Below are 13,903 nucleotides of genomic sequence, written 5' to 3'. Positions count from 1 at the left end.
TGTACGGGTCGGGCAGGAAACCTTCAGGACCGAGGTGACGTGGTGAAGACCGTGGGGGGCTTTGCCCGTCCGGCGGCGGTCGGCGAGGGTTGCGGCTCACCTGCCCGGCATCGGTAAAGGGCGCGGCCTCCGGGTGGGGATCCGGGGGTCGCGCCCGCTCCGTTCTCGGGTCGAGGACTTTGCGGCACGGACTTTGCGGCGAGGAAACAGGAAAGTTCAACGGCCAATATTTGAATCGGCCGTAATTGAACACGAACTCACATCCGGTCGACGATCACGCGAAATGAGCGCGCCGAAAGGCCCGGCGAGGCACGGGACGAAGACGACGGGGCGGACACCTCCGCACAAAGGTGTCCGCCCCGCTCTCTTTGGCGCCCGGAGCCGCCGCCCGTCGGTGAGGGTGAAAGTGACCGACGGCGGCCCCGGTGGTACCGGGGTGGTTCCGTGTTTCCGCTGCTGAACCGGCGTTCAGGAGGGCCCGACCGCCGCTCCTGAACCCCGGTTCAGCAGGACCGGGGGCCGTTCCTGAACCCCGGTTCAGGAGGACCGGGGGGCCGCTCCCGAACCCCGGTTCAGGAGGACCCGCGGCCGCTCCCGAACCCCGGTTCAGGAGGACCCGCGGCCGCTCCCGAACCGGCGTCCGGCACGGTTCAGCGGCTGTCGCTGCCCTTCGACTCGGCCGCCGCGCGGCCGGCCTCCAGACGCGCCACCGGGATCCGGAAGGGCGAGCAGGAGACGTAGTCGAGGCCGACCTCGTGGAAGAAGTGCACCGACTCCGGGTCGCCGCCGTGCTCGCCGCAGACACCGAGCTTGATGTCGGGGCGGGTGGCCCGGCCGGCCTCCACGGCGCTGCGCACGAGCGCGCCGACGCCGTCCTTGTCGATGGTCTCGAAGGGGCTGACGCCGAAGATGCCCTTCTCCAGGTACGCGGTGAAGAACGAGGCCTCCACGTCGTCGCGGGAGAAGCCCCAGACCGTCTGCGTCAGGTCGTTGGTGCCGAAGGAGAAGAACTCCGCGGCCTCGGCGATCTGACCGGCGGTCACGGCGGCGCGCGGCAGCTCGATCATGGTGCCCAGCGCGAGCTTGAGCTCGACGCCGGTGCGGGCCTGGACCTCGGCGATGACCTGCTCGGCCTCCTCGCGGACGATCTCCAGCTCCTGGACGGTGCCGACGAGCGGGATCATGATCTCGACGCGCGGGTCGCCCTTGGCGTCGACGCGCTGGGCCGCGGCCTCGGCGATCGCCCGGACCTGCATGGTGAACAGGCCGGGGATGACCAGGCCGAGACGGACACCGCGCAGACCCAGCATCGGGTTCTGCTCGTGCAGCCGGTGCACGGCCTGGAGCAGACGCAGGTCGTTCTCGTGCGGCTCCTTGCGGGACTCGGCGAGGGCGACGCGGACCGAAAGCTCGGTGATGTCGGGCAGGAACTCGTGCAGCGGCGGGTCGAGCAGCCGGACCGTGACGGGCAGGCCGTCCATGGCCTCGAAGAGCTCGACGAAGTCCGTCTTCTGCAGCGGGAGGAGGGCTTCGAGGGCCTGGTCGCGCTCGGCGTCCGTGTCGGCGAGGATCAGCCGCTCGACGTACTGGCGGCGCTCGCCGAGGAACATGTGCTCGGTGCGGCAGAGGCCGATCCCCTGGGCCCCGAAGCGGCGGGCGCGGTTGGCGTCCTCGGCGTTGTCGGCGTTGGCGCGGACGCGCAGCCGGCGGACGCGGTCGGCGTAGGCCATGATCCGGTGGACGGCCTGGACCAGCTCGTCGGCGTCGTCGGCGCCGGCGTGCATGCGGCCCTCGAAGTACTCGACGACCGGGGACGGTACGACGGGTACCTCACCGAGGTAGACCTTGCCGGTGGAGCCGTCGATGGAGACGACGTCGCCCTCCTCGACGACCTGGCCGTCGGCGGTGGTCATCCGGCGGCGCTTGGTGTCGACCTCCAGCTCCTCGGCGCCGCAGACACAGGTCTTGCCCATGCCGCGGGCGACGACGGCCGCGTGCGAGGTCTTGCCGCCGCGGGAGGTGAGGATGCCCTCGGCGGCGATCATGCCGTCCAGGTCGTCCGGGTTGGTCTCACGGCGGATCAGGATGACCTTCTCGCCGGAGCGGGACCACTTGACCGCGGTGTACGAGTCGAAGACGGCCTTGCCGACCGCGGCGCCCGGGGAGGCGGCGATGCCGCGCCCGATCTGGTCGACCTTCGCGTCCTCGTCGAACTTGGGGAACATCAGCTGGGCGAGCTGCGCGCCGGTGACGCGCTGGAGCGCCTCGGCCTCGTCGATCAGCCCCTGGTCCACGAGCTGCGTGGCGATGCGGAAGGCGGCACCGGCGGTGCGCTTGCCGACGCGGGTCTGGAGCATCCAGAGCTGGCCGCGCTCGATGGTGAACTCGATGTCGCAGAGATCCTTGTAGTGGGTCTCCAGCGTGTTCATGATGTGCATGAGCTGGTCGTACGACGTCTTGTCGATCGACTCGAGGTCGGCCAGCGGCACGGTGTTGCGGATTCCGGCGACGACGTCCTCGCCCTGCGCGTTCTGCAGGTAGTCGCCGTAGACGCCGGCGTGGCCGGAGGCGGGGTCGCGGGTGAAGGCGACGCCGGTGCCGGAGTCCGGGCCGAGGTTGCCGAAGACCATCGAGCAGACGTTGACGGCGGTGCCGAGGTCGCCCGGGATGCGCTCCTGGCGGCGGTACAGCTTCGCGCGGTCGGTGTTCCAGGAGTTGAAGACGGCCTCGATGGCGAGGTCCATCTGCTCACGCGGGTCCTGGGGGAAGTCGCGGCCGGTCTCGGCCTTCACGATCGCCTTGAAGTGCTCGACGACCTGCTTCAGGTCGGCGGCGTCGAGGTCGGTGTCGCTGGCGACCTTCTTCGCGGTCTTCGCCTCGTCCAGCGCGTCCTCGAAGAGCTCGCCCTCGACGCCGAGGACGGTCTTGCCGAACATCTGGATGAGACGGCGGTACGAGTCCCAGGCGAAGCGCTCGTTGTCGGCCTGGCGGGCGAGGCCGGCGACGGACTCGTCGGAGAGGCCGATGTTGAGGACGGTGTCCATCATGCCCGGCATGGAGAACTTGGCCCCGGAGCGGACGGAGACGAGCAGCGGGTCGTCCGCCTGCCCGAGCTTCTTGCCCATCTGCTGCTCGAGGGCGTCGAGGTGCGCGCTGACCTCGTCGCGGAGCTCGACCGGCTCCGAACCGCTCTCGAGGTAGACCTTGCACGCCTCGGTGGTGATCGTGAAGCCCGGGGGGACCGGCAGACCGAGGTTGGTCATCTCGGCCAGGTTCGCGCCCTTGCCACCGAGCAGGTCCTTCAGGTCCCTGTTGCCCTCGGTGAAGTCGTACACGAACTTCTGATCATTGTTTTCCGACACGGGTCCCGACTCCTCGATGACTCGGTTGGCTGCCCTGACGGCGAGGAACATACCCAGATCGAAGGCTTCTGGGGAGGTACGCCTAGCGGTCACGTGGCCTTAACCACCCGTCCGCCAGCACTTCGAAAGTAACCGACAGGTAGCTTCCGCTTTCAGGCCCCGAAGTCGCCATGACCGAAAGAAGACCGAAGGCGCTCACATGAGCGCGCATCCGAGCACTTGCGTTCAACTCTTGAACGCAAAAAGGGTGGCACCCCGTGCCACCCTTCAGGCGGTGCAGCCGTTCGTAACCTGCTCATCTGAGCACCACACCCCTCAAGGGTGGCGAGGATCACTCCTTCGGAAAGGCCGGATCTCAGCCGCCGGACGTGTCCAGCTCGGCTTCCTCGCTCACTCCGGAGCAGTCGTAGGGGTCCTTCAACCAGCCGTCCGGCAGGACGACTCGGTTGTTTCCGGACGTACGACCCCGAGGGCCGTCCGCACCCACCGGCCACGACTGGTCCAGGTCCAGCTCGCTCAACTGAGCGCTCAGCTCGTCCAGGGAGGAGGTGACCGCCAGCTTCTTGCGCATCTCGGAGCCCACCGAGAAGCCCTTCAGGTACCAGGCCACATGCTTGCGGAAGTCGATGACACCGCGTGCCTCGTCGCCGAGCCACTCGCCGAGCAGCCGCGCGTGCCGCACCATCGCGTCCGCGACCTCCTTGAGACCGGGCTGGGCGTACGCCGCCGTCCCCTCGAAGCCCGCCACCAGGTCCGCGAAGAGCCAGGGCCGCCCGAGGCAGCCGCGCCCGACGACCACGCCGTCGCAGCCCGTCTCCCGCATCATCCGCAGGGCGTCGTCGGCCGACCAGATGTCGCCGTTGCCGAGGACCGGGATCTCGGGCACGTGCTCCTTGAGACGCGCGATCGCGTCCCAGTCCGCCGTGCCGCCGTAGTGCTGCGCCGCCGTCCGCCCGTGCAGGGCGATCGCCGTCACGCCCTCCTCCACCGCGATCCGGCCCGCGTCGAGGAAGGTGATGTGGTCGTCGTCGATGCCCTTGCGCATCTTCATCGTGACCGGCAGGTCACCCGCGTTGGTCACGGCCTCGTGCAGGATCGCGCGCAGCAGCGGCCGCTTGTAGGGCAGGGCCGAGCCGCCGCCCTTCCGCGTGACCTTGGGGACGGGGCAGCCGAAGTTCAGGTCGATGTGGTCGGCGAGGTCCTCGTCGACGATCATCCGTACGGCCTTGCCGACCGTCACCGGATCCACCCCGTACAGCTGGATCGAGCGCGGCCGCTCGGTCGCGTCGAAGCGGATGAGCTGCATCGTCTTCTCGTTGCGCTCGACCAGGGCGCGCGTCGTGATCATCTCGCTCACGAACAGCCCCTTGCCGCCGCTGTACTCGCGGCAGAGGGTACGGAAGGGGGCGTTGGTGATGCCGGCCATGGGGGCGAGCACCACCGGCGGCTGCACGATGTGCGGCCCGATGGCGAGGGGGGAGAACGCGGTCATGGGGCCATTGTCGCGCACTGCGCCGGTCGTGAGGCAGCCGTACGATCCGAGCATGCCCGAGCTCACACGCTCCTCGCGGCTCCCCCGGGACCGGAAGCTCGTCGTCCTGGCGATCTGCTGCATGAGCCTGTTGATCGTCAGCCTGGACAACACCGCGCTCAACGTCGCCCTGCCCTCCCTCCGGCGCGACCTGGACGCCTCCGTCTCCGGCCTGCAGTGGACCCTCGACGCCTACACCCTCGTCCTGGCCTCGCTGCTGATGCTCGCGGGCTCCACCGCCGACCGCGTCGGGCGCCGCAAGGTCTTCGTGACCGGCCTGATCGTCTTCGCGCTCGGCTCGCTGCTCTGCTCCCTCGCCCCGAACCTGGAGGCGCTGATCGCCTTCCGGGCGGTGCAGGCCGTGGGCGGCTCGATGCTCAACCCGGTCGCCATGTCGATCATCGCCAACACCTTCACCGAACCCGCCGCACGCGCGCGTGCCATCGGGGTCTGGGGCGGGGTCGTCGGCGTCTCCATGGCCGCGGGGCCCCTGGTGGGCGGGGTGCTCGTGGAGTCGGTCGGCTGGCGGGCGATCTTCTGGGTCAACCTGCCGGTCGCCCTCGTCGCCCTCCTCCTCACCCTGCGGTACGTCCCCGAGTCCCGCGCCCCCCGGCCCCGCCGCCCCGACCCCGTCGGACAGCTCCTGGTGGCGGCGCTCCTCGGCTGTCTCACGTACGCGATCATCGAGACCGACCCGCTCTTCTTCGGGATCGCGGCCGTGGCGCTCGTCGGGCTGCTCCTGTACGAGCCGAGGCGCCGCGAGCCCCTCATCGACCTGAGGTTCTTCCGCAGCGCGCCGTTCAGCGGGGCGACCGTCGTCGCGGTCTGCGCCTTCGCGGGGTTCGGCGGCTTCCTCTTCCTGAACACCCTGTACCTCCAGGACGTGCGCGGCCTCTCCCCGCTGCGCGCCGGGCTCTTCATGCTGCCGATGGCGGGCATGACCCTCGTCTTCGCCCCGCTGTCGGGACGGCTCACCGGCGCGCGCGGGCCACGGATCCCGCTGCTGCTCGCGGGCACGGCGATGGCGTCGGGGGCGCTGCTCTTCGCGGCCTTCGGGGCGGAGACGAGCGATCCGCTGCTCTTCACCGGGTACGTGGTCTTCGGCATCGGCTTCGGCCTGGTGAACGCCCCCATCACCAACACGGCGGTGTCGGGCATGCCCCGCGCGCAGGCGGGGGTGGCGGCGGCGGTCGCCTCCACGAGCCGCCAGGTCGGGCAGACCCTCGGGGTGGCGGTCCTCGGCGCGGTGCTCGCGGCCGGGGCGGGCGCGGGGATGCCCCCGGACGCCTACGCGGCGGCGGCCCGGCCGGGCTACTGGGTCGTGACGGCCTGCGGCCTCGCCGTCCTCGTGGTCGGGGCGCTGACCAGCGGGAAGTGGGCCCGGGGGACGGCGGAACGGACGGCCCGGTGCCTGGCGGAGGAGGACGAGGACCCGCGGCCCGCGGTACGGGCGGACGCCGGACACCGGTGAGGCCCCGGGCGCTCCGCGCGGGCCTCGGACGACGGTGAGGGCGGCGTCGTCGCGGGCCGCCCGGCGGGCGGTGAGGGCAGGGCGTGGGGAGCGGCGTCATGGTGACCACCCAGCAGTCGGCGCTCGGCCTGGGCGTCGCCATCCTCGGCTCCCTCTGCCCGAGCCTGCGGCCGACGCTCCGGCGGACTCGGGCACGGCCCTGACGACGACGCTCCTGGTCGCGGTTACGGTGAGCCTGTCCGTGCGGCTGCCAAGGTCGGTGGGGCAGAGCGCGCGAGGGGCCCGAGGCGGCGGACGCCTCGGGCCTTCGTCGTGCGGTGGTGGCGACTACTCCTGGCCGGTGGCGGTCCCGTTGGGGTCGGCCGTCGTGTCGGCGCTGTCGGCGCCCGGGGCGCTGTCGGCCGTCCCGGTGCCGTCGGCGCTCTCGGCTCCCCGCGCGCGCTCGCGCATCTTCTTCAGGAGGGCCTGCTTGCGGTCGTCGTCGGCGCGCTGGGCCGCCGTGCGGCCGTGGCCGGCGCCGTGCTGGTCGGCGCGGGACAGCTTCTTGCGCTGTCCTCCGACGCCGAGGAGGTTGTTGCGGCTCTTGGCCATGGTGTTCTCCCGTCGGTGAGGTGGGCGGTGGTCGAGCTCGGTCTGCCGGCGACGGCGCTCACTCGTAGATCTGGAAGAACGAGGACATGCCGGTGACGCTACCCGGGCCTCCTGACGGGAGCACCCGATTTTCCCCGCACCCTCACGGGAATGACAGATATTGAAATCTGTCATCGGTCATGTCATGGTTGTTCTGTCACACCGTCCGTCCCCCTTCCGAGGAGACAGCCATGAGCACCACCAGGCCCCCCGTCCCCACCCGTCCGCTCGGCGCCACCGGCCCGCGGGTCTCCGCCCTCGGCCTGGGCTGCATGGGGATGTCCGCGCTGTACGGCGAGAGCGACCGCGCCGAATCGATCGCGACCATCCACGCCGCCCTGGACGCCGGGGTGACCCTGCTCGACACCGGCGACTTCTACGGAATGGGACACAACGAACTGCTGATCGCCGAGGCGCTGCGGAGCGCGCCCGCCACCGCCCGCGAGCAGGCCCTGACCAGCGTGAAGTTCGGCGCGCTGCGCACCGTCGAGGGCGGTTTCACGGGGTACGACGGGCGGCCGGCCGCCGTGAGGAACTTCGCGGCCTACTCGCTCCAGCGGCTGGGCACCGACCACATCGACATCTACCGGATCGCCCGCGTCGACCCGGACGTGCCGATCGAGGAGACCGTCGGCGCCATCGCCGAGCTGGTCGAGGCGGGTCACGTGCGGCACATCGGACTCTCCGAGGTCGGCGCGGACACCCTGCGCCGGGCGGCGGCCGTGGCCCCGATCGCGGACCTCCAGATCGAGTACTCGCTGATCTCCCGCTCCATCGAGGAGAAGATCCTCCCCACCGCCCGCGAGCTGGGCGTGGGCGTCACGGCGTACGGGGTGCTGTCGCGCGGGCTGATCAGCGGCCACTTCACCCGGGACCGGGAGCTGGCGGCGAACGACTTCCGGGGCATGAGCCCGCGTTTCCAGGGCGAGAACCTCCACCGGAACCTGGACCTGGTGGAGCGGCTGCGGGTGCTGGCCGGGGCCAAGGGCGTGACGGTCGCGCAGATCGCCGTCGCCTGGGTCCTGGCGCAGGCCGAGCGGCAGGGCGCGGACATCGTCCCGCTGGTCGGCGCCCGGCGCCGGGACCGGCTCGCGGAGGCGCTCGGCGCCCTGGACGTCACGCTCGACGCCGCCGACCTGGCCGCGATCGAGGAGGCCGTCCCGGCGGGCGCCGCGGCCGGCGAGCGCTACCCGGCGGCGCAGATGGCGCACCTGGACAGCGAGCACTGACCGGCCCCGCCGGACAGCGGTGACTGACAGGTACTGTCATTCCATGGCCGCCACCGAGACCCTGACCGCCGAGCGCATCCTCGAAGCCACGGAGGAGGTGCTCCGGCGCTACGGGCCGGCGAAGGCGACCGTCGTGGACGTGGCCCGGGTCCTCGGCGTCAGTCACGGCAGCGTCTACCGCCACTTCCGCACCAAGGCGGCCCTGCGCGAGGCGGTGACCGAGCGGTGGCTGGAGCGGACGATCGTCGAGCTGCGGCCGTACGTCGAGGGCGAGGAGCCCGCGGACGAGCGGCTGACCGGCTGGCTCGCGGCCCTCTTCACCCTCAAGCGCCGCAAGGCCGGGGGCGATCCGGAGCTGATGGCCACGTTCCAGGTCCTGATCGGCGAGAACAGCGCGGTGGTCGACCGGCACGAGGACCACCTCGTGGAGCAGATCGCCCGCATCCTGGAGGACGGTCACGGCGAGGGGCTGTTCGCGGCCCCGGAGCGGGACTTCGGGACGACGGCCCGCGCGGTCTTCGACGCCACGGACCGCTTCCACAACCCGGCGCACGCCGCCGACTGGTCCGCGCCGGGCGCCGAGGGCGCGTTCACGGCGGTCGTCTCCCTGGTGCGGCGGGCTCTGCGGGCCTGAGAACCACGACCCTCTTGAAGATCGCTCGGCCCGGAGTCTCCCCCTCCCTGTCCGGCGCGTGACCGGTTCCCTGTCCGGCGTTCCCCCGCACCGCGACCGCACGCGCTCCCAGGGGAACCATGTCCGCACCCGCCGAGCCACCGGCCCGCCCGGGCGCCGCCTCAGCGATCGGCTGGGCCGACCGCCTGCCGCTCGTGGCCCGACGGCAGGGGAAAGCCCCCGGTTCCGAGGACGGAACCGGGGGCTTTCCCGTCAGGCCTTCCGGACAGAGTCAGCAGCCGAGCAGGCGGCTGCCCAGGTAGCCCTGGATCTGGTCGAGGGAGACGCGCTCCTGCTTCATGGTGTCGCGCTCGCGCACGGTCACCGCGTTGTCGTCGAGGGTGTCGAAGTCGACGGTCACGCAGAACGGGGTGCCGATCTCGTCCTGACGACGGTAGCGGCGGCCGATGGCGCCGGCGTCGTCGAACTCGATGTTCCAGTTCTGGCGCAGGTCCGCCGCCAGACCCTTGGCCTTCGGGGAGAGCTGCGGGTTGCGGGACAGCGGCAGGACGGCGACCTTGACCGGCGCCAGGCGCGGGTCGAGGCGCAGCACCGCGCGCTTCTCCATGACGCCCTTGGCGTTGGGGGCCTCGTCCTCGCTGTACGCGTCGAGCAGGAAGGCCAGCATCGCGCGGCCGACACCGGCGGCGGGCTCGATGACGTACGGCGTGTAGCGCTCGCCGGACTCCTGGTCCAGGAAGGTGAGGTTGGCGCCGGAGGCCTTGGAGTGCGCGTTCAGGTCGTAGTCGGTGCGGTTGGCGACACCTTCCAGCTCGCCCCACTCGCTGCCGCCGAACGAGAAGCGGTACTCGATGTCGGCGGTGCGCTTCGAGTAGTGGGAGAGCTTCTCCTTCGGGTGCTCGAACCAGCGCATGTTCTCCTCACGGAGACCCAGGCCGGTGTACCAGTTCCAGCGCTGCTCCATCCAGTACTCCTGCCACTGCTCGTCCTCGCCCGGCTTGACGAAGAACTCCATCTCCATCTGCTCGAACTCGCGGGTGCGGAAGATGAAGTTGCCCGGAGTGATCTCGTTCCGGAAGGACTTGCCCATCTGCCCGATGCCGAACGGGGGCTTCTTCCGCGAGGTCTGCAGGACCTGGCCGAAGTTGGTGAAGATGCCCTGGGCGGTCTCGGGGCGCAGGTAGGCGACGGAGCCGGTGTCCTGGGTCGGGCCGAGGTGCGTGGAGAGCAGACCCGAGAACTGCTTGGGCTCGGTGAAGGTGCCCTTGTTGCCACAGTTGGGGCAGTTGAGGTCGGCGAAGCCGTTCTGGGGGAGACGGCCGTGCTTCTCCTCGTACGCCTCCTCCAGGTGGTCCGCGCGGAAGCGCTTGTGGCAGGAGGTGCACTCGGTCAGCGGGTCGGTGAAGGTGGCGACGTGACCGGAGGCCTCCCAGACCTCGGTGGCCAGGATGACCGACGAGTCGATACCGACGACGTCCTCGCGCGCGGTGACCATGTAACGCCACCACTGGCGCTTGATGTTCTCCTTGAGTTCGACACCCAGCGGTCCGTAGTCCCAGGCGGCCTTCTGGCCGCCGTAGATCTCACTGCACGGGTAGACGAAGCCACGGCGCTTGCTCAGGCTGACGATGGTGTCGATCTTGTCGGCGGCCACGGTGCTCTCTTCATTACGACGACGAAGTGCGAATGCCTCAGGTTACCGGCGCCCGCACCCCCTGTATCAAATCGGTTCGGTGCGGGGCCCGCCCGAGAGGTCGGGTGGGCGGGGCCACACGTACGACAATTGACAATCGTTTCCAGTTTTGTTGAAAATGAGTGTCATGAACGTACGCCGCCTGATACCCACCACCGCCGTCGCCGGAGCCGTCGCGCTCGGCCTCGTGACCCTCTCCGCCTGCGGCGGGACCTCCGACGCGGCCGGCAAGGGGAGTGACGGCAAGCTGGACGTCGTGGCGTCGTTCTACCCCATGCAGTACCTGGCCGAGCAGATAGGCGGCGGCCACGTCGCCGTCAACACGCTCACCAAGCCCGGCGTCGAACCCCACGACCTGGAGCTCAAACCGAAGCAGATCGGCGAGCTCGGCGAGGCCGACGTCGTCCTCTACCTCAAGGGCATCCAGCCCGCCGTCGACGACGCGATCGCCCAGGCCGGCGTGGAGAACACCGTCGACGCCGCCACCCTCACCACGCTGGAGAAGCACGGCACCGAGGTCGGCCACGAGGGCCACGACCACGGCACCGAGGAGCACGCGGCGGAAGAGGCGGGCCACGACCACGGCTCCGAGGCCGGCGCCGACCCGCACATCTGGCTCGACCCCGTGAAGTACGCCGAGGTCGCCAAGGGCGTCGGCACCGCCCTGGAGAAGGCCGACCCGGCCCACGCCGCCGACTACGAGAAGAACACGGCCGCCCTCGTCAAGAAGCTCGGCGACCTGGACACCGCCTTCGAGACCGGCCTGAGGAACACCGCGACGAAGACCTTCATCACCACGCACTCCGCCTTCGGCTACCTCGCCGAGCGCTACGGCCTGGACCAGGAGGGCATCTCCGGCATCGACCCCGAGTCCGAGCCGAGCCCCGCCCGGATCAAGGAACTCCAGGACGTCGCGGAGCACGACAAGGTCACCACGGTCTTCTTCGAGACCCTCGCGAGCGACAGGACCGCGAAGACCCTCGCGAGCGACACCGGTCTGAGGACCGACGTGCTCGACCCGCTGGAGGGAATCACGGAGACCTCCAAGGGCGATGACTACATCGAGGTCATGCGGTCGAACCTCACCGCGCTGCAGAAGGCCCTCGGCGCCAAGTGACCACAGCACAGCAGGAGGTACGAGCCATGGCATCCCTCGAAGCGGAACCCGTCATCTCCGTCCGCGGGGCCACGGCGGCACTCGGCGCCCGGCCCGTCCTCCGCGGTGTCGACCTCACCGTCCGCCGCGGTGAGGTCGTCGCCCTGCTCGGCGCCAACGGCTCCGGCAAGTCCACCGCGGTCCGCGCCGTCATCGGCCAGGTGCCGCTGACCGGCGGCACGATCGAACTGTTCGGCACGGAGCGGAGGCGGTTCCGCGACTGGGCCCGGGTCGGCTACGTACCGCAGCGCACGACCGCCGCGAGCGGCGTCCCCGCCACCATCCGCGAGGTCGTCTCCTCCGGCCGGCTCTCCCGCCGCCGGTTCGGCTGGCTGACCAGGGACGACAAGGCCGCCGTCGAGCGGGCCATCGACCTCGTCGGTCTCGCCGACCGCGCCAAGGACTCCGTCTCCGCGCTCTCCGGCGGCCAGCACCAGCGGGTCCTGATCGCCCGCGCGCTCGCCTCCGAACCCGAACTCCTGATCATGGACGAGCCGATGGCCGGGGTCGACCTGGCCAGCCAGGAGATCCTGGCCTCGACCCTGCGCGAGCAGGTCGCGGGCGGCACGTCGGTCCTCCTCGTCCTGCACGAGCTGGGCCCCCTGGAGCCGCTGATCGACCGCGCGGTCGTGCTCCGCGACGGCTGTGTCGTCCACGACGGCCCGCCGCCCGAGGCCCTCGGCCAGCACGCCCTGCCCGGCCACGACCACGTCCATCCGCACGCGGCCGGTGAGCCGCTCCGCACGGGTCTGCTGACCTGAGGAAGCTGACCTGATCATGGAAATGCTCGATCTCGCCTTCATGCGGCGCGCGCTCCTCGCGGCCGTGCTCGTCGGCATCACCGCGCCCGCCGTCGGCATCTACCTGGTCCAGCGGCGTCAGGCGCTGATGGGCGACGGCATCGGCCACGTCGCCATGACCGGCGTCGGCCTCGGCTTCCTGCTGAACTCCAGCCCGGTCTGGATGGCGACCCTGGTCGCCGTCGTCGGCTCGGTCGCGATGGAGCTGATCCGGGCGTACGGGAAGACCCGCGGCGACCTCGCGCTCGCGCTGCTCTTCTACGGCGGCATGGCGGGCGGCGTCCTGCTGATCAACCTCTCGCCGACCGGCTCCAACGCCAACCTCAGCTCGTACCTCTTCGGCTCGCTCTCCACGGTCTCCACCGAGGACATCACGGCGATCGGCATCCTGGCCGCCTTCGTCGTCCTGGTCACGGTCGGACTGCGCCGGCAGCTCTTCGCGGTCAGCCAGGACGAGGAGTTCGCCCGGGTCACCGGCCTCCCGGTGCGCGCCCTGAACCTGCTGATCGCGGTCACGGCCGCGGTGACCGTCACGGTCGCCATGCGGGTCGTCGGCCTGCTCCTCGTCAGCGCGCTCATGGTGGTGCCGGTGGCGGCGGCCCAGCAGCTGTCGAAGTCCTTCCGCACGACGTTCGTCCTCGCGGTGGTGACGGGCATCACGGTCACGCTGGCGGGCACGGTCACCTCGTACTACCAGGACGTACCGCCCGGCGCGACGATCGTGCTGTACGCGATCGGGGTCTTCGTCCTGCTGACCCTGCTCGCCGCACCGCTCGCCAAACGGCGTGCGCGGGCGGCCGAGACGGGTGCGGAGACCTGCGACGCGCCGGTTCCGGCGACCCGGCGGCCGACGGACGACGTGAAGGTCTGATCCGGTCCGGCCGTGGGGGCGCGGGGGGCTGGCAGAATGGCGGGGGCAGACAAGCATTCAAGGAGGCCCCCGTGGTGACGGCAGGACCCCCCGTACGAGGCCGCTCGACCAAGCAGCGGGCCGCCGTGTCGGCGGCGCTGAACGAGGTGGACGAGTTCCGCAGCGCCCAGGAGCTGCACGACATGCTCAAGCACCGCGGCGACTCCGTCGGCCTCACCACCGTCTACCGCACGCTCCAGTCCCTGGCGGACGCGGGCGAGGTCGACGCGCTGCGCACGAGCGAGGGCGAGACGGTGTACCGGCGCTGCTCGACCGGCGACCACCACCACCATCTGGTCTGCCGTCTCTGCGGCAAGGCCGTGGAGGTGGAGGGCCCGATGGTGGAGCAGTGGGCCGAGACGATCGCCTCGGAGCACGGCTTCGTGAACGTGGCGCACACGGTGGAGATCTTCGGCACCTGCGCGGAGTGCGCCGGGAAGTGACCTGACATACGAAGGGCCCGCACCCCGTGGGGTGCGGGCCCTGT

Annotated in this window: 11 protein-coding genes; 7 read left to right on the top strand and 4 right to left on the bottom strand. The window is 70.8% G+C overall.

All coding sequences use genetic code 11. The annotated features are described in order from the left end of the window. Window positions 1–650 precede the first annotated feature (650 nt). Both ppdK and dusB read right to left on the bottom strand, forming a co-directional pair. Window positions 651–3,362 carry a pyruvate, phosphate dikinase gene (gene ppdK / locus ACRRSS_RS05835; RefSeq protein WP_435970136.1) on the bottom strand — a complete coding sequence of 904 codons (2,712 nt, stop codon included), beginning with the start codon at window positions 3,360–3,362 and terminating at the stop codon, window positions 651–653. A 355-nt stretch (window positions 3,363–3,717) separates the two neighbouring features. Beyond that, complete coding sequence (gene dusB / locus ACRRSS_RS05830; protein WP_435970135.1) at window positions 3,718–4,854, bottom strand: tRNA dihydrouridine synthase DusB; 1,137 nt, start codon at window positions 4,852–4,854, stop codon at window positions 3,718–3,720. Window positions 4,855–4,906: 52 nt separating this feature from the next. Here dusB and ACRRSS_RS05825 point away from each other — a divergent pair, with 52 nt between their 5' ends. Then, on the top strand, window positions 4,907–6,364 hold the full coding sequence (locus ACRRSS_RS05825; RefSeq protein ID WP_435970134.1) for an MFS transporter: 1,458 nt from the start codon (window positions 4,907–4,909) through the stop codon (window positions 6,362–6,364). Between the two features lie 327 nt (window positions 6,365–6,691). Here ACRRSS_RS05825 and ACRRSS_RS05820 read toward each other — a convergent pair whose 3' ends face one another. After that, entirely contained in the window at window positions 6,692–6,955 is a 264-nt protein-coding gene (locus tag ACRRSS_RS05820; protein WP_435970133.1) for a DUF6243 family protein, read from the bottom strand. Between the two features lie 230 nt (window positions 6,956–7,185). Between ACRRSS_RS05820 and ACRRSS_RS05815 the strand changes: the two genes are divergently transcribed. Beyond that, complete coding sequence (locus ACRRSS_RS05815) at window positions 7,186–8,223, top strand: aldo/keto reductase (protein ID WP_435970132.1); 1,038 nt, start codon at window positions 7,186–7,188, stop codon at window positions 8,221–8,223. Between the two features lie 43 nt (window positions 8,224–8,266). Beyond that, window positions 8,267–8,857, top strand: a complete 591-nt coding sequence (locus ACRRSS_RS05810) for a TetR/AcrR family transcriptional regulator (protein WP_435970131.1) — start codon at window positions 8,267–8,269, stop codon at window positions 8,855–8,857. A 271-nt stretch (window positions 8,858–9,128) separates the two neighbouring features. On the opposite strand, the gene ACRRSS_RS05805 is transcribed toward ACRRSS_RS05810, so the two are convergent. Next, window positions 9,129–10,511, bottom strand: a complete 1,383-nt coding sequence (locus ACRRSS_RS05805; protein ID WP_435970130.1) for a glycine--tRNA ligase — start codon at window positions 10,509–10,511, stop codon at window positions 9,129–9,131. A gap of 166 nt (window positions 10,512–10,677) precedes the next feature. On the opposite strand from ACRRSS_RS05805, the gene ACRRSS_RS05800 reads away from it, so the two are divergent. From ACRRSS_RS05800 to ACRRSS_RS05785, 4 genes are all read left to right on the top strand, one after another. After that, complete coding sequence (locus ACRRSS_RS05800; RefSeq protein WP_435970129.1) at window positions 10,678–11,667, top strand: metal ABC transporter substrate-binding protein; 990 nt, start codon at window positions 10,678–10,680, stop codon at window positions 11,665–11,667. 26 nt (window positions 11,668–11,693) lie between these two features. Next, window positions 11,694–12,467 (top strand): metal ABC transporter ATP-binding protein, encoded by a 774-nt coding sequence (locus tag ACRRSS_RS05795; RefSeq protein ID WP_435970128.1) that lies wholly within the window; start codon window positions 11,694–11,696, stop codon window positions 12,465–12,467. 16 nt (window positions 12,468–12,483) lie between these two features. Further along, window positions 12,484–13,377: a metal ABC transporter permease gene (locus ACRRSS_RS05790; protein WP_435970127.1), complete on the top strand. Its 894-nt coding sequence runs from the start codon at window positions 12,484–12,486 to the stop codon at window positions 13,375–13,377. A gap of 71 nt (window positions 13,378–13,448) precedes the next feature. Continuing rightward, window positions 13,449–13,859 carry a Fur family transcriptional regulator gene (locus ACRRSS_RS05785; protein ID WP_351901428.1) on the top strand — a complete coding sequence of 137 codons (411 nt, stop codon included), beginning with the start codon at window positions 13,449–13,451 and terminating at the stop codon, window positions 13,857–13,859. Window positions 13,860–13,903: the final 44 nt, after the last annotated feature.

This window comes from Streptomyces sp. Qhu_M48 (assembly GCF_051305195.1).
Classification (GTDB): Bacteria; Actinomycetota; Actinomycetes; order Streptomycetales; family Streptomycetaceae; genus Streptomyces.
This window is presented reverse-complemented; position numbering and strand designations above follow the sequence as displayed.

What these genes read in the sequence shown, in the direction of transcription:
- ACRRSS_RS05820 (WP_435970133.1), bottom strand. Translation starts at nt 6,955, where the DNA reads ATGGCCAAGAGCCGCAACAACCTCCTCGGCGTCGGAGGACAGCGCAAG.
- ACRRSS_RS05800 (WP_435970129.1), top strand. Translation starts at nt 10,678, where the DNA reads ATGAACGTACGCCGCCTGATACCCACCACCGCCGTCGCCGGAGCCGTC.
- ACRRSS_RS05815 (WP_435970132.1), top strand. Translation starts at nt 7,186, where the DNA reads ATGAGCACCACCAGGCCCCCCGTCCCCACCCGTCCGCTCGGCGCCACC.
- dusB (WP_435970135.1), bottom strand. Translation starts at nt 4,854, where the DNA reads ATGACCGCGTTCTCCCCCCTCGCCATCGGGCCGCACATCGTGCAGCCG.
- ACRRSS_RS05795 (WP_435970128.1), top strand. Translation starts at nt 11,694, where the DNA reads ATGGCATCCCTCGAAGCGGAACCCGTCATCTCCGTCCGCGGGGCCACG.
- ACRRSS_RS05810 (WP_435970131.1), top strand. Translation starts at nt 8,267, where the DNA reads ATGGCCGCCACCGAGACCCTGACCGCCGAGCGCATCCTCGAAGCCACG.
- ACRRSS_RS05790 (WP_435970127.1), top strand. Translation starts at nt 12,484, where the DNA reads ATGGAAATGCTCGATCTCGCCTTCATGCGGCGCGCGCTCCTCGCGGCC.
- ACRRSS_RS05825 (WP_435970134.1), top strand. Translation starts at nt 4,907, where the DNA reads ATGCCCGAGCTCACACGCTCCTCGCGGCTCCCCCGGGACCGGAAGCTC.